At 63.9% G+C, this 17,424-nt stretch carries 21 protein-coding genes; 14 read left to right on the top strand and 7 right to left on the bottom strand.

The genetic code is table 11. The features are described 5' to 3' along the window. Nucleotides 1-46: 46 nt before the first annotated feature. Nucleotides 47-1,459: an APC family permease gene (locus ACXR2W_RS10195; RefSeq protein WP_458814814.1), complete on the top strand. Its 1,413-nt coding sequence runs from the start codon at nt 47-49 to the stop codon at nt 1,457-1,459. Between the two features lie 50 nt (nt 1,460-1,509). Here the strand turns inward: ACXR2W_RS10195 and ACXR2W_RS10190 are convergent, their stop codons facing one another. Beyond that, nucleotides 1,510-1,713 (bottom strand): hypothetical protein, encoded by a 204-nt coding sequence (locus ACXR2W_RS10190; RefSeq protein ID WP_458814812.1) that lies wholly within the window; start codon nt 1,711-1,713, stop codon nt 1,510-1,512. Nucleotides 1,714-1,730: 17 nt separating this feature from the next. Next, a complete protein-coding gene (locus tag ACXR2W_RS10185; RefSeq protein ID WP_458814810.1) occupies nt 1,731-2,255 on the bottom strand; it encodes a TspO/MBR family protein in 525 nt (174 codons plus the stop codon). Nucleotides 2,256-2,507: 252 nt separating this feature from the next. On the opposite strand from ACXR2W_RS10185, the gene ACXR2W_RS10180 reads away from it, so the two are divergent. Then, on the top strand, nt 2,508-2,651 hold the full coding sequence (locus ACXR2W_RS10180; RefSeq protein ID WP_458814808.1) for a hypothetical protein: 144 nt from the start codon (nt 2,508-2,510) through the stop codon (nt 2,649-2,651). Between the two features lie 640 nt (nt 2,652-3,291). Here ACXR2W_RS10180 and ACXR2W_RS10175 read toward each other — a convergent pair. After that, entirely contained in the window at nt 3,292-3,906 is a 615-nt protein-coding gene (locus ACXR2W_RS10175) for a hypothetical protein (protein WP_458814806.1), read from the bottom strand. A 160-nt stretch (nt 3,907-4,066) separates the two neighbouring features. On the opposite strand from ACXR2W_RS10175, the gene ACXR2W_RS10170 reads away from it, so the two are divergent. The 10 genes from ACXR2W_RS10170 to ACXR2W_RS10125 all read left to right on the top strand — a co-directional run bounded on the left by ACXR2W_RS10170 (nt 4,067) and on the right by ACXR2W_RS10125 (nt 12,923). Continuing rightward, nucleotides 4,067-4,738, top strand: coding sequence for a response regulator transcription factor (locus ACXR2W_RS10170; RefSeq protein WP_458814804.1), 672 nt, complete (start codon nt 4,067-4,069; stop codon nt 4,736-4,738). A gap of 2 nt (nt 4,739-4,740) precedes the next feature. Continuing rightward, complete coding sequence (locus ACXR2W_RS10165) at nt 4,741-6,285, top strand: sensor histidine kinase (RefSeq protein ID WP_458814802.1); 1,545 nt, start codon at nt 4,741-4,743, stop codon at nt 6,283-6,285. Beyond that, on the top strand, nt 6,282-7,301 hold the full coding sequence (locus ACXR2W_RS10160; protein ID WP_458814800.1) for a TAXI family TRAP transporter solute-binding subunit: 1,020 nt from the start codon (nt 6,282-6,284) through the stop codon (nt 7,299-7,301). Before ACXR2W_RS10165 ends, ACXR2W_RS10160 begins: the two co-directional genes overlap by 4 nt. Before the next feature lie 60 nt (nt 7,302-7,361). Beyond that, nucleotides 7,362-7,616, top strand: coding sequence for a type II toxin-antitoxin system HicA family toxin (locus tag ACXR2W_RS10155; protein WP_458814798.1), 255 nt, complete (start codon nt 7,362-7,364; stop codon nt 7,614-7,616). 322 nt (nt 7,617-7,938) lie between these two features. Further along, entirely contained in the window at nt 7,939-8,391 is a 453-nt protein-coding gene (locus ACXR2W_RS10150) for a DUF6941 family protein (protein ID WP_458814796.1), read from the top strand. Between the two features lie 314 nt (nt 8,392-8,705). Further along, the gene (locus tag ACXR2W_RS10145) at nt 8,706-9,452 is read left to right on the top strand and encodes an amino acid ABC transporter ATP-binding protein (RefSeq protein WP_458814794.1); all 747 of its coding nucleotides are present in this window, start codon (nt 8,706-8,708) and stop codon (nt 9,450-9,452) included. An 82-nt stretch (nt 9,453-9,534) separates the two neighbouring features. After that, a complete protein-coding gene (locus tag ACXR2W_RS10140; RefSeq protein ID WP_458814792.1) occupies nt 9,535-10,431 on the top strand; it encodes a glutamate ABC transporter substrate-binding protein in 897 nt (298 codons plus the stop codon). Nucleotides 10,432-10,531: 100 nt separating this feature from the next. Further along, the gene (locus tag ACXR2W_RS10135; protein WP_458814790.1) at nt 10,532-11,188 is read left to right on the top strand and encodes an amino acid ABC transporter permease; all 657 of its coding nucleotides are present in this window, start codon (nt 10,532-10,534) and stop codon (nt 11,186-11,188) included. Further along, complete coding sequence (locus ACXR2W_RS10130; RefSeq protein ID WP_458814788.1) at nt 11,185-12,096, top strand: amino acid ABC transporter permease; 912 nt, start codon at nt 11,185-11,187, stop codon at nt 12,094-12,096. The genes ACXR2W_RS10135 and ACXR2W_RS10130 overlap by 4 nt, the downstream gene beginning before the upstream one ends. Nucleotides 12,097-12,113: 17 nt before the next feature. Beyond that, nucleotides 12,114-12,923 carry a sulfite exporter TauE/SafE family protein gene (locus ACXR2W_RS10125; RefSeq protein WP_458814947.1) on the top strand — a complete coding sequence of 270 codons (810 nt, stop codon included), beginning with the start codon at nt 12,114-12,116 and terminating at the stop codon, nt 12,921-12,923. On the opposite strand, the gene ACXR2W_RS10120 is transcribed toward ACXR2W_RS10125, so the two are convergent. From ACXR2W_RS10120 to ACXR2W_RS10105, 4 genes are all read right to left on the bottom strand, one after another. Next, on the bottom strand, nt 12,913-13,968 hold the full coding sequence (locus ACXR2W_RS10120) for an NAD(P)H-quinone oxidoreductase (RefSeq protein ID WP_458814945.1): 1,056 nt from the start codon (nt 13,966-13,968) through the stop codon (nt 12,913-12,915). The genes ACXR2W_RS10125 and ACXR2W_RS10120 overlap by 11 nt on opposite strands. A 105-nt stretch (nt 13,969-14,073) precedes the next feature. Further along, nucleotides 14,074-14,289: a helix-turn-helix domain-containing protein gene (locus ACXR2W_RS10115; protein WP_458814786.1), complete on the bottom strand. Its 216-nt coding sequence runs from the start codon at nt 14,287-14,289 to the stop codon at nt 14,074-14,076. Between the two features lie 221 nt (nt 14,290-14,510). After that, the gene (gene greA / locus ACXR2W_RS10110) at nt 14,511-14,996 is read right to left on the bottom strand and encodes a transcription elongation factor GreA (protein WP_458814784.1); all 486 of its coding nucleotides are present in this window, start codon (nt 14,994-14,996) and stop codon (nt 14,511-14,513) included. 439 nt (nt 14,997-15,435) lie between these two features. Then, entirely contained in the window at nt 15,436-16,050 is a 615-nt protein-coding gene (locus tag ACXR2W_RS10105) for a DUF4307 domain-containing protein (RefSeq protein ID WP_458814782.1), read from the bottom strand. 85 nt (nt 16,051-16,135) lie between these two features. On the opposite strand from ACXR2W_RS10105, the gene mca reads away from it, so the two are divergent. Continuing rightward, on the top strand, nt 16,136-17,005 hold the full coding sequence (mca, locus tag ACXR2W_RS10100) for a mycothiol conjugate amidase Mca (protein WP_458814780.1): 870 nt from the start codon (nt 16,136-16,138) through the stop codon (nt 17,003-17,005). Further along, nucleotides 17,002-17,424 carry a hypothetical protein gene (locus tag ACXR2W_RS10095; RefSeq protein WP_458814778.1) on the top strand — a complete coding sequence of 141 codons (423 nt, stop codon included), beginning with the start codon at nt 17,002-17,004 and terminating at the stop codon, nt 17,422-17,424. Before mca ends, ACXR2W_RS10095 begins: the two co-directional genes overlap by 4 nt.

Raw genomic sequence — 17,424 nt, 5'->3', positions numbered from 1 at the left:
CATCCACTCCACTCAGACACAGCACAACGAAGTGAAAGAAGTCAACATGTCTACCTTGCCCACTCGATCCGGAGTCGCCGCGGGCGATGACCAGATCGCGCACGCAGTCGCCCACGAGCCGGGCCAACTGAGGCGCACGCTGAAGCTGCGTCACCTCGTCTTCATCGGCCTCGCCTACATGGCGCCGCTCGCGGTGTTCGACATGTTTGGCATCGTCGCCGATGAGACTGGCGGGCACGTGCCGCTCGCCTACCTCGTCGTGATCGTCGCGGTGCTGTTCACGGCGTTCAGCTATTCGCGCATGGTGCGGTTCTTTCCCATCGCGGGGTCGGCGTACACGTACGCGAAGGAGGCGATCAACGCTCACCTCGGGTTTCTGGTGGGCTGGGTGGCAACCCTTGACTACCTGCTGCTGCCCATGATCAACGCGATTCTGTCGGCGATCTACGTGGGCGCCGTGTTCCCCGACGTGCCGTTCTGGGTGTGGGTGCTGCTGACGATCACAGTCTGCACCGTGCTGAACCTCGTGGGTGTGAAGCTCGCGGCGAGCATGAACATTTTGCTCGTCGGTATTCAGCTTGTCGTCGCCGTCGTCTTCGTGGTGCTCACGATCGTGAACATCAACAGCGGCGCCAACGGCGCCGAGTTCACGATGGTGCCGTTCTTCTCGAGCGACGTGCAGGCCGCTGCGATCACCGCCGGCGCCGCGATCCTCGCCCTGTCGTTCCTCGGCTTCGACGCGGTGTCGACCCTCGCCGAAGAAGCCGAACGACCCGAGCGCGACATTCCCCGCGCCATCTTCATCATCATCGCGGTCGCCGGCGCCTTCTTCATCACCGTCACCTACGTGATGCAGACCCTGTTTCCCGACGTCAGCCTGCTCGGCGACGTTGTTGGAGCGTCGCCCGAAATGGCGAAGTACATCGGCGGCGCCGCGTTCCAAGCAATCTTCGTAGGCGGCTACATGATGGCCGTGCTTGGCTGCGGCATCACGCAACAGATGAGCGCGGCCCGGCTGCTCTATGCGATGGGCCGCGATGGGGCACTGCCCAAGCAGCTTTTCAGCCGGATCAACCCGCGCACGGGCGTGCCCGTCGCGAACGTGTTGATCGTCGCGTTGATCGCCCTCACCGGGCTCTTCGTCGACCTGGACCAGGCCGCCTCGATGATCAACTTTGGTGCGTTCATCGCGTTCACGTTTGTGAACCTGTCTGTGATCTTCGTGTTCTTCAGGTTCTTGAAGCGGCGCGGGGCGGGGGCCTGGCTCGGATTTGTGGTGGTGCCCGCGATCGGCGTCGTGATTAACGTGTGGCTGTGGGCGAGCCTCGACACCGTGTCGATGATCATCGGGTTCTCTTGGCTCGCGGTGGGCGTCGCCTACTTGCTGATGAAGACGCGCGGTTTCAGGGCGCCAGCGCCCGACCTCACCGGCCCGATCAACATCAGCATGTACGAGTAGGGAGCCCGCTGGCGGCCGGGAGCGCCGGTTCCCGGCCGCACTACTCGGCTCTACTCGAACGGGTTGACCGTCCTATTGCCTTCTTCGGGGTGGCGAATCAGCGCCGGGTCCGACATGCCCTTGCGCGGGTCTTCGTCGCCGTTGAACGTGTCGGTCGCGCCGTCCATCACCGGCTCATCGACGGTGTCCTCCTGTGCGACGGAGCTGTCTTTGTTGTCTTTGTTGTCATTGCTGGGGTGTTTGGTGTCGTTCATGTGATCCACTTTCTGTATTAGTTGAGGACGATGATGCCAGCGTTCAGCGAGGCGGCGAAGATCAGCCACAGCAGGTATGGCACGAACATCCAAGCCGCAGGGCGTGAGATTGGCATGGTGATCGCGATGAGTCGAATGACGACGACGATGAGTGCCACGATGACGACGAGCGCCGCCCACCAAGCGATGGCGCCGACGAGCGGATAGCTGGCGAAAAACAGTGGTGTCCACAATCCGTTGAGCACGAGCTGCACCGCGAAAAGTCGCAACTGGTGTTGAGTACGGCTCGGCTGCCCGGCCGCCGCATACCCCGCCCGCCAGATGAGAAACCCGGAGATCGCGATCAGCGCGTACAGCGCGGTCCAAGCTGGGCCAAACACCGCGTTGGGTGGGCTCCAGGGCACCTTATTAACAGAGGCGTACCAGCCGTCAGTGTGCGGAATCGTGGCGATGGAACCGAGGGCCGCGACCGCTGTGACCGCCACGAGAAATAGTGCGGCGACACCAATCTGTCTGGTAATAGGGGGAGTGGGGTGCGCCATAGAGGTACCAGTTTCTAGGGGTTGAACGGCCGTTGTCGCCGACGCTAGCAACCGTGAATCTGCTGGCACCATAGTCCCCGCTAGATTTGTGAAATCACAAGATCACGACCGTGCCAAAGCCCAAACAACCGCGGTGCACCACAAACTTTGTGACAACGGAGCTCTTGTCACGACGCGCATGTGATGGGTGGGCGAGACGAGACCTCAAGCTGACCGGGCTTGTCTCATCTATGACACACTCCTTGTTGTGTCATGTATGACACACGAAGACACCGTGCATGGGTGGTGAGGTTCGAGCGCGACGGCTCATCGGCGGTCCTCTTTCGGGTGATGGACACCCTCGAGGTTCTGGGGGTCTCCATGAACATGGAGTTTGGGTCGGTGGGCGATGATTGAGCTAGACGCCTACCTCGACGGGCAGTTTGCACTACGAGCCTCCTTGCGCCAGTCTTTCAGACCAGGAATTATTGGTTCCGGAGACGTCGAATGCGGCCTCCATTGCGGCGAGATTGGCCCGGGCTCGGATCTGTGTTGCTGGGTCATGGGTGAGCCAGGCCTCGCGATTGGCGGAGATAGCGCGCAATAGTGCACGGATGCGACGTCTGCTTCGACGTGTGAGGCCTTCGCGGATTGCCTGGATATCGGTGATGCAGGCCAGGAGCGTAATGCCATCCTCGGTATGGCGTTCCCGATCTCTCTGGTCTACCAATTGAGCGGCGCCCTTCAGCGCGAATGCACCTTGTAAGGATGGTAGGGAGAACGCGGCGGTTTCGTTCCCTTCCTGATCGCGGAAAACGACATTGGAGGTGCTCGGCAGGGCGCGCGTGCCACCGGGTACTCCGAAGAGTGGACGTCGGAGGTATGCGGGGTGCCGAGTGGCTGCGAATCTGTCAGAGACCATAACGTCGATCTCATCGCGCCCGCGGGTGAAGTGGTAAGCATACTTCTGTGATTCACCAAGAGTGAACCCCTGGTTCGCCAGGAGGCTTCGTACTTCGGAGAAAGTTGTCAGTGAGGGTTAGGGTTGGGCGCTCAGTCATCGCGAGGCAAACACTTCTGACCGCCGAGTCTTGAGCCACGTGCTTCCTGCGGAGCGCTCACGCGCAGACCCATAAACGGTGTAAGCCAAAGCCTCAATAACCGCGTCGTGCTTCGCGTTACCATCGAGCGCCACCACATTTCCTTCAGGGTCCGCGTGCAGACCGAGGGATTGGGCTGCGTAGTCGGCATCTTGGTCGACGATCACGGAGGTACCAGCACCAACAAGGACGGTCTGCCCGGCGAGCGCCGATCCAATGTTTCGTTGCTGCTCTGCGTTGGCCCGGTAGAGGGTGACGTTGCCTGCGAGCACGCGGCCAGCAAGCTCGGCATCTGACATGGTGCGAAGTTTGGCCTTCAAGCGGCTCAGCTGTGATCCTTGGAGTGTCGTGACCGGTGAACGCGAGAGCAGATCCAGTGCGGCGACCACGGTCTCACGGTCCCATCGTCGCCCCGACACCTTCATGCGGCGCAGCGCGAAGACCTGACGCTCGTAAACGGCGAGCGCGTTACCGATGCGCTGCCCTGTCAGCAGTCCGTTCATGACAGCGTTCTGCACTTGACGCTGAGTGACACCGAGTGTCTGTGCGGCGTCGAGCGTCGTCGTAATCATGCAAATATCTTCGTTCAAACGAAGCATTATGTCAATAGAGATTGTGCTCTCTGAGTCTTTCCAAGGTTGAGTAGGGCAGGGTAACCACACCCACGCACATCACCGCGCACACGGGATAGGGTGAGAGCGCACTAGTCGCATGCCCAAAGGAGTAGCCCGCGTGAAGATTCTGGTGGTCGAAGACGACGACCGTATGGCCGATGCGCTGCTCGCGTTTCTCGGCCGCGCCGGTTACGCCACCGTACGCGCCGCCAACGGGGCGCAAGCGCTCGAGCTGCTCGGCGCCGACACCGAGGCAGTGCTGCTCGATCTTGGTTTACCCGACATCGACGGCATCGACGTGTGCCGCCGCATTCGCAGCGTCTCGGGGGTGCCCATTATCATCGCCACCGCCCGCAGCCAGGTCGAAGAACGCATCAAGGGTCTGCACGCGGGCGCCGACGACTTCGTCGTGAAACCCTACGATGTGCGCGAACTCATGGCCCGGCTCGAAGCCGTTACGCGGCGCAGTCGCGCCATGCCCACCCATGACGGCCCAGAGTCGAGCCTCACCCTCGAGGGCATGCACGTCGACTTCACCAACAGGCTCGTGCTCATCGACGGCGCCCCCGTCGAGCTCACCCCCAAGGAGTTCGACGTGCTCGCGATCCTCGCAAGGTACCCCGGCGTGGTGATGCCGCGCGACCGCATCATTCGCGAGGTGTGGGGCACCGACTGGACCGGGTTCAACCGCTCCCTCGAAGTGCATGTGGCATCGATCCGGCGCAAAACTCAGCGCGATTGGCTCATTGCGACAGTACGCGGCGTGGGCTACCGCCTGACCGGGGTGTGACGGTGAGGGGCCGGCTCATCACCCTCTTCTTGGCGCCGCTCGTCGCCCTGTTGCTGGTGCTCGGTGGGGCGTTCGCCTGGACCTCGGCGCGCAGCATCGCGCAGGAGTTCACGAGCCAGCAGGTCGATGACCTGAGCTACTTTCTCGTGAGTGCGCGCCAGGCACTCAAGAGCGACAGCACCGCGAGCCTCGCGGGCGAGCTGGCCCGCTACAGCGAACTGTACGGGGCAAGCGTCGCGGTCTATCACCGCTCGGGAACAGAGTTTGTGGCGCGTGGGCCTTTGCCCAGCGAGGTGAGCGACCAGGTCGATCTCGCCCTGTCGGGGCGCCGCAGCGAGCCGGTGCAGCCGGTGCTGCCGTGGGCGCTAGCGCCCGCGACGGTTGTCGAGCCCGTGTTCTCAGACGGCAGGGTGATTGGGGCGGTCGTGATCTCGACGCCGGTTGACGGCCCCCGCACCGCCGTGATTAACCAGTGGCTGCTGCTCGCCGCCGCGAGCCTCGTGCTCATTATCTTGTGCGTGTTCGTGATCTTGCGGCTCGTGCGCTGGGTGCTGCAGCCGATGCTGCGCGTCGACAGCGCGATGGCCGCGATCGAGCAGGGCGAAATGGACGCCCGCATCGACGACGACACTGGTCCCCCCGAAATGCAGCGCATGATTCGCATGTTCAACAGCATGGCCGACGAGATCGAACGTGTGATCGCGCGGCAGCAGGAGTTCGCGCTCAACGCGTCACACGAGCTACGAAACCCGCTCGGCGCGCTGCTCTTGCGCGTCGAATACCTCGCGACGGGGCTCGACGAAACCTGGGACGACGACGTCGAAAAAACCCGGGAAGAAGGTCAGCGCATGGCACGCATTCTCGATACGCTGCTCACCATGGCACGCACCCAACGCCGCGACGAGGCCCTCGCGCCCGTCGACCTCGCGGTGCTGGCACGCGACCGGGCCGCCGCCTGGCAGTCTGTCGCCCGCGAGCGCGGCGTCGCGATCACGGTGCAGGTGGGTGGGGGTGGTGTTGGTGGTGTTGGTGGTGCTGGTGGTGTTGGTGGTGCTGCCTGGGGGCGCGTCGTCACTGACCGCACCGCCGTCGAGAGCGCGCTCGATGGCGTCATCGACAACGCCCTCAAATTCGCACCGCGCGGCACCGCGATCGAGGTCGCGGTGAGCACCCCGGGGGTCGGTGGTGCCGGTGCCGCAGGCGCGGGTGCCGAGGGCGCTGGCTACGAGCTGTCAGTGCGCGACCGGGGCCCAGGCCTCACCGAGGACGAAATCGGTCACGCGACCGACCGGTTCTGGCGCAGCTCGCGCGATCAAAATATCTCCGGATCAGGCCTCGGCCTCGCCATCGCCCACGATCTCCTGCGGGCACTCGGGGGCGGGGTGTTCGTCACCTCTCCCGAGGGAGGCGGGCTACGGGTGGCGCTGCAGCTGCCTGAGGCACCGCCCGCTGGGTTACCCCTGGCGGGAGTGGCGACGCCCACGGAGTCGTCAGCGGGGCTGACTGCGGAGCCATCGGTGGAGCTGCGCGTCAGGAAGCAATCGTGAGGCGCGCGGGCAGGGCGCTCGCCGCAGCACTCGGGGTGCTTGTCGGGCTCGCGGGCCTGGCTGTCGGGCTCACGGGGTGCAGCGCCGGTTCAGCCGGTTCAGCCGGTGCAGACGGTTCAGCCGGTTCGAGTAAACCAACCGGCGCGGGTGACTCTTCATACGTGATCGCGGGCGGCGGCCGCGCGGGGGTCTACTACAACTACGGCGACGAGCTGGCAGGGGCCGCCCGAGAATCACTCGGCCTCGACATTCAAGTCGCACAAACCCAGGGTTCGGTCGACAACCTGCTGCTCGTGAACTCTGGGCAGGCGCTCATCGGGTTCGCGCAGGGCGACACCGCCGCCGACGCCGTCGCGGGTGTCGGTGCTTTCACCGAACCACTGCCGATCACCGCGCTCGCCCGTGTCTACGACGAGCACGTGCAAGTGGTGGTGCCTGAGGACTCTGACGTGCGAGAGCTCGCAGACCTGCGAGGCCACACCGTGTCGCTCGGCGCCGAAAACTCTGGCGTGCACGTGATCGCGACGCGTCTGCTCGAAGCGGCCGGCGTGGATCCGAGTGAGGTAGCGGGGCCTGCGCTCGGGCTTGACGCGTCACTCACAGCGCTCGAAGCGGGCGACATCGACGGCTTCTTTTGGGTGGGCGGGTTGCCCACGCCCGGCATCGTGCAGTTGGCAAACGACCTACCGATCAGGCTGCTCGAAGTGCCGCCCGACATCGTTGACCGGGTGAACGAAGGCCACGCGGGCGTCTACCGCAGCGCCGACTTCGCGGCGGGCACCTATGGCATCGAGCACGAGACCGCGACGATGTCGGTGCCCAACTACCTCATTGCCCAAGAAGCGGCTCCGAAGGAGCTGATCCGGAACCTGCTGGGGGTGCTCTTCGAGGAGCGCGGTGCGATCGCGACGCGCGTGCGTGCGGCGGCCTTTCTTGACCGCAGGCAGGCGATTTTCACCGAGCCGGTGCCGCTGCACTCGGGCGCGACCGAGTACTACCGGGCAGCCCGCCGCTAGCCGGGCACGCTGGCACACAGTTGTCAAAAATGATCATTTCAATAGTCGATAGAAGCTGCAATGATCGACAGTATGCCGCCGTTCCCATCGATGAAGGCGGGCGTTCTAGAACGCCTGCTCATGCGTGAGCTCGGCTACTACGTTGATTCTCAACGGGGCTCTCACAAGAAGATGAAAAGCAAGAAAGGGTATCCACCGCTCTTGTTTGCGTTTCATGACGGGCAAGAAATTGCTCCAGGACTTGTGCGAAAGATTCTGATGAAGGATATTGGCCTAGACTTGAGTAGCGTTGAAGCGCTTCTCGGAATGAGGTGAGTGAGATGCGTCAAATAACAGTGGTTTACCACCGCGAAGATGGAACCTGGTGGGCAGAATCACCGGAACTCCTTGGCTTCTCTAGCGCCGCCAACAGCATCAACGAGTTGCGTGCGCAGACACGTGAGGCCGTGGCGTTTGCACTCGATGATGAGCCACACTTACTTCTCGAAATCTCTGGTGCCTCGATCGTAGCTTCTCGGGAGCCGGGTGCGAATATGGCGGAGCAGTTCAGACTCGCTGACGAACCGCCTTGGGCTGTTGGCCACTGGCCGAAGAGTGCGCGTTCAGGGCAAGCTACAAACCCTGGAATGGCAGTCGCGTGAAGATCTCGGTCTACACCGCGGATTTTGCCCAAACCGACGAACGCGGAAAGCTCAATGCGATCGGTTTGGGTTGGACGACAGTTCCTACCCCGTTGCCGGCTCACAGCATTGCCATCTTGTTTGAACTGGATTGGCATGAAGCGAATGAAGTCAAGAGTTTTTCCTTAGAGCTAGTAGACGCAGACGGACACCTTCTAGTCACAGACGAAAACGGTCAGATTTCGGCTGTTGACGATGCCCACTTGAGTGGTAGCGTGCCTCTCCTGAGGCTCGAAGGCAGTTTTGAAGTAGGACGCCCGCCGGGGCTCACGAAGGGCACTCCGCTGTCGCATGCGCTGGCTGTCAACCTGCCAGGAGGCATGCCGCTTGACACCGGACGATACACCTATCAAGTGCGAGCTCAAAGCGTTACCGGCGAGCAAAGCTTTTCAGTCGTTAGCGTCTTGTAACGTTTTGTAGGCGCAAGGGCGCACGGGAGATCTTGCACCCTTGCGCCCTTTTCGCGTGCGAAGCGGGCGAACCTCAAGATTCGCTCAAGGCGAGTCTCAAGATACGCCCAAGGGGCGTGACGCCTGGGGTGCACCCTCCCTACGGTGGGGTCTGATCGATTCAACGGTGAACGCTCGACCGCACTCAAAGCTCTAGCTGTGCCAGTGCCACCATTGCCGCCACCCAAGAGTCGTCGCAAGTTAGCAGACAAGCAGACCGGCAGTGCATCTTCGCGCACCACGCGACAGATCATGATTCTTAAGGTGGAGATCAGATGGGTACGAGCGAACCGCTTGTCGTCGTTGAGAACGTGCAAAAGCACTACGGCGAATTTCAGGCCCTCACCGACATTAATCTTTCGATCGACCGGGGCGAGGCCGTAGTCATCATCGGGCCGTCGGGCTCGGGCAAGTCAACGCTGTGCCGCTCGATTAACCGTCTCGAGACGATTACGAGCGGGTCGATTCGCGTTGATGGCCGCGAGCTGCCAGCCGAGGGCAAAGCTCTCGCCAAGCTGCGCGCCGAAGTGGGCATGGTGTTTCAGTCGTTCAACCTGTTCGCACACCTCACGATTCTCGAAAACGTCACGCTCGGGCCGATCAAGGTGCGCGGGCTCAGCAAGGCCGACGCCGAGCGTGAGGCGATGGCGCTGCTCACGCGCGTGGGCGTCGATAAGCAGGCCGCGAAGCTGCCGGCGCAGCTGTCTGGCGGGCAGCAGCAGCGCGTTGCGATCGCCCGGTCGCTCGCCATGCACCCCAAGGTGATGCTGTTCGACGAGCCGACAAGCGCGCTCGACCCCGAGATGATCAACGAGGTGCTCGACGTGATGGTCGGCCTCGCCAAGGAGGGCATGACGATGATCGTCGTCACCCACGAGATGGGCTTCGCCCGCAAGGCTGCCGACCGCGTCGTGTTTATGGCCGACGGCCAGATTGTCGAGGAAAACACCCCCGACGAGTTCTTCACGAACCCGCAGACGACGCGCGCCAAAGACTTCCTGTCCAAGCTCATCACCAACTAAATATTCGTGCCGGATCGTGCCGCGCGCACACCGAGCACTCGCTACATTTCACCCAGATTCACCTCTCGAAAGGAATGGCAACATGCGATTCAAGAAAACTCTCGCCGCCGTCGGCTTTCTCGCCGCGGCCGCGCTCACGCTCACGGGATGCAACAGCGGCACCCCCGGCGACTCGGGCAGCAGCGAAGGCTCAGGCACCGAGACCGAGGTCGTCGAAGACGTCGCTCTTGAGGGCAGCCCCACATTCGACAAAATGGTCGAGCGCGGCAAGGTTGTTATTGGTGTCAAGGAAGACCAGCCTGGCCTCGGCTACCTCGACAACGTAACCGGCGAACGCAGTGGCTTCGACGTCGACATCTCGCGCTGGATCGCGGGTGCGCTGGGCTTTGACGAGAGCAAGATCGAGTTCAAGCCGATCGCGTCGGCCAACCGTGAGCAGGCCATCGTCAACGGTGACGTCGACTACTACGTTGGCACCTACTCGATCAACGATAAGCGCAAGGAAGACATCGACTTCGCGGGCCCCTACTTCATCACCGGCCAGGGCCTGCTCGTGCGCCAGGGCGACACCGACTACCAGTCGCTCGACGAGCTCGAGGGCAAGACCGTGTGCTCGGCGACCGGCTCAACGCCGATTCAGAACATCAAGGAGAACTTCCCGGGCATCAAGACGCAAGAGTTCGACCTGTACTCGGCTTGCGTTGAGAACCTCGTGAACGGTCAGGTTGACGCGGTCACCACCGACCAGGCGATCCTCATCGGCTACGCCGCACAGGATCCCGAGAACCTGATGGTCACCAGCGGTCCGCTCATGACCGAGGAGCTGTACGGCGTGGGCCTGCCCAAGGGTGACGACGTGCTGCGCGCGTTCATCAACGATCTCTTCACCGACGGCAACGCGACCTGGCAGCAGATCTTTGACGACAACCTGGGCGACTCAGGCATCAAGGTGACCCAGCCTGAGGTTGACGCGTACTAACCCATAGTTGCGGGGCGGGCGCTGCCCGCCCCGCACACTGACCTCACGGTCTCAAGACCGCCGAGGTCTCAAGACCACACAAGCGTAAGGAGGAGGACGGGTGGACGTCATCTTCGGCAACCTCGACCTCTGGGGTATCGCCATCAAGAACACGTTGATCGTGTTCTTCGCGGGCGGCGTGCTCGCGCTCGGGCTCGGTGTGCTGGTGGGCGCAATGCGCGTCTCACCCGTGCCCATCGCGCGGGCCGTCGGCACGCTCTACGTCAACATCATTCGCAACACACCGCTCACGCTCGTGTTCTTCTTCTTCGTACTCGGGTACCCCGCGCTGGGGCTCGGCAAGATGAGCCCGCTCGTGCTGGGAATCCTCGCGATCGGCATCTACACCGCGACCTATGTCGCAGAGGTGCTGCGCGCGGGCATCAACACTGTGCCGGTGGGCCAGGCAGAAGCGGCCCGCGCGATCGGGCTGCCGTTCACGCAGGTGATGGGCATCGTGGTGCTGCCACAGGCGTTTCGCTCGGTCGTGCCCCCCATGATGAGCGTGTTCATCGCACTACTCAAAAACACGACCGTCGCGGCAGGGTTCTCAGTGTCAGAGCTCGCCGCGCTGCGTGCCACCGTGAACGACGCGGCGGGCCGCCCCGGTAACCCGATGGAAGTGCTCTTGTGGGTGGCGCTCGTGTTCGTCGTGCTCGTGTTCATCTTGAGTTTCGTACAAAACCGCCTTGAGAAGAAGTGGAGGATCGTGCGATGACTTCTGTTCTGTACGACGTCCCCGGGCCGAAGGCGATTGCGCGCAACCGTGTGCTCGCGGTCGTGACCGTGATCGTGGTCGCCGCGCTCTTGGGCTTCATCATCTACCGGTTCGCGCTGTCGGGCCAGTTCTCAGCACAAAAGTGGGGCATCTTTACCTACTCGACGATTTGGGCGCAGATTTTCCAAGCGCTCGGCAAAACCCTTGCGGCCTTCGGGCTTGCAGCGGTGCTGAGCCTCGTCGTCGGTTTCGCGCTCGCGATCGGGCGGCTGTCTGACCACCGCTGGGTGCGCGTGCCGTTCATGGCGGTCACCGAGCTGTTTCGCGCGGTGCCGGTGCTCGTGATGATGATGCTGCTCTACTACGGTCTACCGTCGGTGGGCGTGAAGATGGACCCCTACTGGGCGGTCGTCATCGCGCTCGTGGTCTACAACGGGTCGGTGCTCGCCGAGGCTCTGCGCGCCGGCATTGAGTCGCTGCCGCGCGGCCAGAAAGAGGCCGGCTATTCGATCGGCCTGCGCAAGAGCGGCGTGATGGCCCTGATCCTGCTCCCTCAGGCGGTGCGGGCGATGCTGCCCGTGATCGTGGCCCAGCTCGTCGTCACGATGAAAGACACCGCCCTCGGGTTCATCATCACATACCCCGAGCTGCTGTATTTGGCGAAGCAGCTCAGCAGCAACGTGCAGTTTGGGCGGCCGCTTTTGCCGTCGGCGTTCGTCATCGGCGGCATCTACATTCTGATGTGCCTCATCCTGTCGGGCATCGCGAAGTGGCTCGAGGGGCGCACACACCGCGGCCCCAAGTCCACGGGCGGCACTCCCACCACCACTGTTCCCGTGCAGCCGGGTGACCCGCGCCTCGTCGAAGGCACGGTCACCGAGGTAATCGCGGTGCAGGGGGAGCGCTAGATGCGAGTGCGCCTGTGATCGCCCAGACCGTCCAGTTTCTGCCCGCCGAGGCAGACTGGACGGTCATCGCGTTGCTCATCGCGGCCGGTTTCGCGGCGGGCTGGGTCGACGCGGTCGTGGGCGGCGGCGGCCTACTGCAGCTGCCGGCGCTGCTGCTCGCCCCGGGTGTGACCCCGGTGCAGGCACTTGCGACCAATAAGCTCGCTTCGGTGTTTGGCACCGCGACGAGCAGCGTCACCTACTACCGCGCGGTGAAACCGAGCCTGCGACGCACCTGGCCCATGGCGGTCATCGCTCTCGCCGGATCTTTTGCGGGCGCCTCTGTCGCTTCGGCGCTGCCCGCCCACCTGTTCAAACCGATCATCGTGTGCGCACTGGTCGCCGTGGCGCTCATCACGCTATTTAAGCCAGCGCTCGGCGCCGTCACACGTCTCAAGCACCGCGGGTCGAAGCACACGATGATCGCGTCTGCTGCGGGCGCTGCGATCGGGTTTTACGACGGCGTGCTCGGGCCTGGCACCGGCGTGTTTTTGGTGATCGCGCTCGTGGGGCTGCTCGGTTACGACTTTCTACAGTCGAGCGCGCAGGCCAAGATCGTCAACCTGGCGACGAACGTGGGGGCGCTCTTGTTCTTCATTCCGCTGGGCGCGGTGCTGTGGCCGCTCGGGTTAGCGATGGCGCTCGCCAATATCGCGGGCAGCTTTATCGGTGCGCGCATGGCGATCGCGAAGGGCGCCAAGTTTGTGCGCGTACTGTTTCTGCTCGTGGTGGCCGTGCTCGTCGTCAAACTCGGTTACGACATGTGGGCCGAGCGCGCTACATCGTAAGAAGCACCTTGCCGCGGTGCTCGCCCGAGTCGAAGTACGTGTGAGCCGCGCGGGCCTCGGCCAGTGTGAACGTGCGGTCGACGGGCACCTGCAGTTTTGCAGCCTCCACGAGCGGCCACACCCGCTCGCGCACCTGCGCGATGATCTCAGCCTTCTCGGCGAGCGGGCGCGCCCGCAGCGACATCGCAAAGACGCCCGCCCGCTTGGTGAGCAGTGCACCCAAGTCGAGTTCGCCGACACGGCCGCCGCCCAGGCCAATGACGACGAGCCGGCCGCCTGTCGCGAGCGCCTGCACGTTTTGCGGTAGGTATTTCGCTCCCACCACGTCGAGAATCACGTCGGCCCCGTGGCCGCCCGTGATCTCGTGTGTGCGCTCGGCAAACGATTCGGTGCGGTAGTTGATCGTGTGAAGCGCGCCGTGGTCGCGCGCCCACGCCAGCTTCTCGTCGGTCGATCCGGTCGCGATGGTGCGTGCGCCCGAGGCGGCCAGGTACTGCAGCGCGAAGGTGCCGATACCGCCCGAGCCGCCGTGCACGAGCACCCAGTCGCCGGCCTTGACGGTGGCGGTGAGGTTGAGGTTTGAGACGACGGTGGCCGCGACTTCGGGCAGCGCCGCAGCGTTCACGAGCGACGTGCCCGCGGGCACCTCGAGTAGCTGCGACACGGGTGCGACGGCGTATTCGGCGTAGCCTCCGCTGGCGAGCAGCGCGCACACCTCGGTGCCCACCGGCCACACGGGTTGAGCGCTGGTGCTGGTGCTGGTGCTGGTGCTGGTGCTTGCGACTGCGCTTGTGTTCTCGCTTGCGACCGCGCTTGCGCTCGGGCCACCGTGTGCGACGATGACGCCCGAGACTTCGAGACCGGGCACTTCGCTCGCGCCGGGCGGCGGCGGGTAGACGCCCTGCCGCTGTGCGGCATCGGCGCGGTTGAGGCCCGCGGCCGCGACCCGTATGAGCACCTCACCCGGCCCGGGCTTAGGCGTCGCCATTGTGGTCACGCGCACCACATCGGGGCCGCCTGCGCCCGCGAACTCGACGGCGCGCATCTCGCTTGGAAGTGAGGTCTCAGACATGGGCGCAGGCTCCCTTTCAGTAGAACGGCTCGTACACTCGATCGTAAAACACGGGCCTTAGCGCCCGCGTCTGTACGGTCAGGACAGGTCCTCAAGCAGGGCGTCTAGAAGCGGGCTGCTTTGCATCGGCTCGAAGTGTAGTTCGTAGCCAAACACTGCCGCGACGTTGAGCGTTGCCTCTAGGGAAGGCACGAGCTTGCCTGATTCGAGCTCTTGGACCCACCTGCGACTCATGCCAGCGCGCGACCCGAGCTCCGCTTGAGTCATTCCGCTTTGGATTCGTCGAGCGCGCACAAAACTGGCAAATGTTCTTGACGAATGAATGAACTTGCGACTCCCTCCCGCGGCGCAGGATCATGTGCACACTATCTTGCGCACACTATTCTGCGCACTCAAGAGTTTGCGCAGAATAGTGTGCAATTCAGGCGTGTTTGAGGCCTCGAGAACACTTTGGGCCCGGGCGCTGCAACAAAGCAGCGCCCGGGCCCAAAGATCCGGAGCGTAGGCCTAGAACCTTAGCCAGCGTAGGTGTCGACCGCGAGGATCTTCACCGAGATCTGGTTGCCGTTGGGGGCGGGGTAGCTGAGCTCGTCGCCGATCTTGCGGCCGAGAATCGCAGCGCCCAGGGGGCTCTCGGCGCTGTACACGTCGAGGTCCGAGCCGTCGGCGAGCTCGCGGCTGCCGAGCAGAAAACGCTCCTTGTCGCCCCACACTTCTGCGGTGACGATGGTGCCAATCTCGACGATACCGGCGGCCTCGGGGGCCTCGCCGACCTCGGCGCGCTTGAGTAGCTCAGCGAGGTCGCGGATGCGGGCCTCCATCTTGCCCTGCTCGTCTTTCGCGGCGTGGTAACCGCCGTTCTCCTTGAGGTCGCCCTCTTCGCGAGCGGCCTCGATGCGCGCTGCGATTTCTTTGCGGCCAGCCCCGGTGAGCTCATCGAGCTCGCCCTTGAGGCGGTCGTAGGCATCCTGAGTGAGCCAGGTCTTGGTGGGCTCGGCCATGGTCGATCCTCGATTCACGTAACTGCGCGCGGGGGTGCGCGACGGTGAGCGCGCGAGCGCGCTGGGTAATAGATACGCCCCGACGATGCGGGGCGCCCTTACAGATTAGCAGGGTAGGCCGAGTGGCTGCCTAGAAACTGGTGCGCTGGTACTGGCGCTGGGCGTTGGCGCGCTGGCGCTGGGCCTGGCGTTGGCGCTGGCGCTGGGCGTTGGGCGCTGGCGCTGGCGTTGGCGCTGGCGCTGGGCGTTGGCGTTGGCACCGGGCCTGGCAGCACGAAACGGCATCGAAACGACGAGTCGGCCCGATAAATACGTCATTTCGATACCGGCTCGTCATTTCGATACCGACTCGTGCGCCGCGCCGCTTGCGCCGCGCCGCTTGCGCCGCGCCGCTTGCGCCGCGCCGCTTGCGCCGCGCCGGCGCGAGCGCCGCTGCGGGTTAGCCCGCGTAGGTGACGACCCAGCACTCGCGCGCGGTCGCAGCGACCGCCTCGTTCGCGATGACAAGCCGTGTGGTGATGGTGTGCGTGAGCTCCTTGCTCGGCGGCACCTCAACGATGTTCCAGCCGACGGTGCCCTTCGACGAGCTGATCGCCTCGACCGCACACGCGACCGGAGTGTCGACGGGGGCGGTGATCTCAAACTTTACGTCGAGTTCACGGTCAGAAACGTTGGTGTACCCGATGTCTTGCCATGACACCTGGTTCGCTGTCTGCCACCCGCTAAAGAACAGGAAACCGAGACCGGCGACGACGAGTGCCCCCGCGATGCCGTACGCGAACCGGCGGTCGAAGCTGCGGCGTTTGCTTGAACCGTAGCGGTTCTCGAGCACCTGCTGGGTCGCGCGGTCGACGGGCGCAGCGGTCGGGGTGGGGGCGAGATCCGGATCATCGACGGGACCCGCGCCAGTTCCGACGCCAGATTCCGCGATAGTACCGACGTCAGCACCCGCGCTAAGACCCGCGCCAGATTCAGAGGGCGTCGCGGCCTCGCCTGCAGCCCCGCGGGGAGCCTGGGTCGCCGAGCCAATGTGTGCGGGATCTGCCGGTGACACGGGAGGCTCCGATCTGTGCTGGGTAAACTGTTCGCTTAGGCCAGCGTAGCTGGAAGGACCGGGAAGTAATTGTGAGAGGACTCGCATGGCGCTGAGGTTGATCGCTGTACACGCACACCCCGACGACGAATCCAGCAAGGGCGCTGCGACCTACGCGCACTATCTCGACGAGGGTTTCGAGGTGATGATCGTCAGCTGCACGGGTGGTGAGCGCGGCGACGTGCTCAACGAGCTCGTCGCACGCAACCCCAAGAGCCGCCGCGACCTGTCGGGCCTGCGCCGGGACGAGATGGATCGCGCACGCGAGATCATCGGGTTTGAGCACCGCTGGCTGGGGTATCAAGACTCAGGTCTGCCGCCCGAGGGCGTGGCGGTGCCGAAGGGATCGTTCGCAGATATCCCCGCCGAGGTGTCGGCAGAAGCGCTCGTGCGCATTGTGCGCGAGTTCAAACCGCACGTCATGATCACGTACAACGAGCAGGGCGGCTACCCGCACCCCGATCACATTCGCTGCCACGACATCAGCAAGATCGCGTGGCAGACCGCGGGCGACCCCGAGGCGTACCCCGAGGCGGGCGAGCCCTGGCAGATGTCGAAGATGTACTACGAAGAGATCTTCAACGCGAAACGCGTCAACACGGTCTACCAGTGGCTGCTCGACAACGACGCGAATTCGCCGCTCATCGGCCAGTTTGAAGAGTTGCGCGAGTGGATGTCGCGTCGCCCCTACCGCGGCACCGCCCAGGTCAACGTCGGCAGATTCTTTGAGAAGCGCGATGAAGCGCTGAAGGCGCACGAGAGCCAAGTCGCGCCCGACAGCACGTTCTTCTTTTGGCCCATCGACCTCCAGCGTGAGGCGTGGCCGTTTGAGGACTACCGACTCGCCGCGTCGCGCGTTGCGACGAGCGAGTTTGAGGCCGATCTGTTTCAGGGAATTGAGGAGGCACACGCGTGAACGTGTGGACCAGTGCTGTAGATCTCGCGGTGCGTTTTGCCGAGGGAACCACCGGGGGAGCGAGCGGGGCGTCCGGCGCCGCCGACGGCGCAACAACCGAGTTCAACCCCGACAAGGTGTCGCCCGGCATCGAGGGCTTTCTGATGACGGGTCTGCTCGCGCTCGCCGTCATCGGACTCGGCTTCTTGCTCGTGCGCACGCTGCGCACGAACGCCTACCGCCAAGATGTGCGCGAGCAGATCGAGGCCGAGCTCGCTGAGCAGGCTGAGGCTGCCGGGTCTGACGGTGCTGTGGCCGACGGTTCTGTGGCCGCCGATGCTGGGACTGCCGGTTCTGAGGCTTCGGGCGCTGTGGCTTCAGACGCTGCTCCGGATCGCGGCGACGCAGACGACTCAGCCGATAGCTCGGCACAGAAGTAG

This window comes from Leucobacter faecis (assembly GCF_054456695.2).
This window is presented reverse-complemented; position numbering and strand designations above follow the sequence as displayed.

Excerpts from the sequence above, each read along its gene's own strand:
- ACXR2W_RS10195 (WP_458814814.1), top strand. The coding sequence starts at position 47 with ATGTCTACCTTGCCCACTCGATCCGGAGTCGCCGCGGGCGATGACCAG.
- ACXR2W_RS10190 (WP_458814812.1), bottom strand. The coding sequence starts at position 1,713 with ATGAACGACACCAAACACCCCAGCAATGACAACAAAGACAACAAAGAC.
- ACXR2W_RS10185 (WP_458814810.1), bottom strand. The coding sequence starts at position 2,255 with ATGGCGCACCCCACTCCCCCTATTACCAGACAGATTGGTGTCGCCGCA.
- ACXR2W_RS10180 (WP_458814808.1), top strand. The coding sequence starts at position 2,508 with ATGTATGACACACGAAGACACCGTGCATGGGTGGTGAGGTTCGAGCGC.
- ACXR2W_RS10175 (WP_458814806.1), bottom strand. The coding sequence starts at position 3,906 with ATGATTACGACGACGCTCGACGCCGCACAGACACTCGGTGTCACTCAG.
- ACXR2W_RS10155 (WP_458814798.1), top strand. The coding sequence starts at position 7,362 with ATGATCGACAGTATGCCGCCGTTCCCATCGATGAAGGCGGGCGTTCTA.
- ACXR2W_RS10145 (WP_458814794.1), top strand. The coding sequence starts at position 8,706 with ATGGGTACGAGCGAACCGCTTGTCGTCGTTGAGAACGTGCAAAAGCAC.
- ACXR2W_RS10140 (WP_458814792.1), top strand. The coding sequence starts at position 9,535 with ATGCGATTCAAGAAAACTCTCGCCGCCGTCGGCTTTCTCGCCGCGGCC.
- ACXR2W_RS10130 (WP_458814788.1), top strand. The coding sequence starts at position 11,185 with ATGACTTCTGTTCTGTACGACGTCCCCGGGCCGAAGGCGATTGCGCGC.
- ACXR2W_RS10120 (WP_458814945.1), bottom strand. The coding sequence starts at position 13,968 with ATGCGCGCCGTCGAGTTCGCGGGCGCAGGCGGCCCCGATGTGGTGCGC.
- greA (WP_458814784.1), bottom strand. The coding sequence starts at position 14,996 with ATGGCCGAGCCCACCAAGACCTGGCTCACTCAGGATGCCTACGACCGC.
- mca (WP_458814780.1), top strand. The coding sequence starts at position 16,136 with ATGGCGCTGAGGTTGATCGCTGTACACGCACACCCCGACGACGAATCC.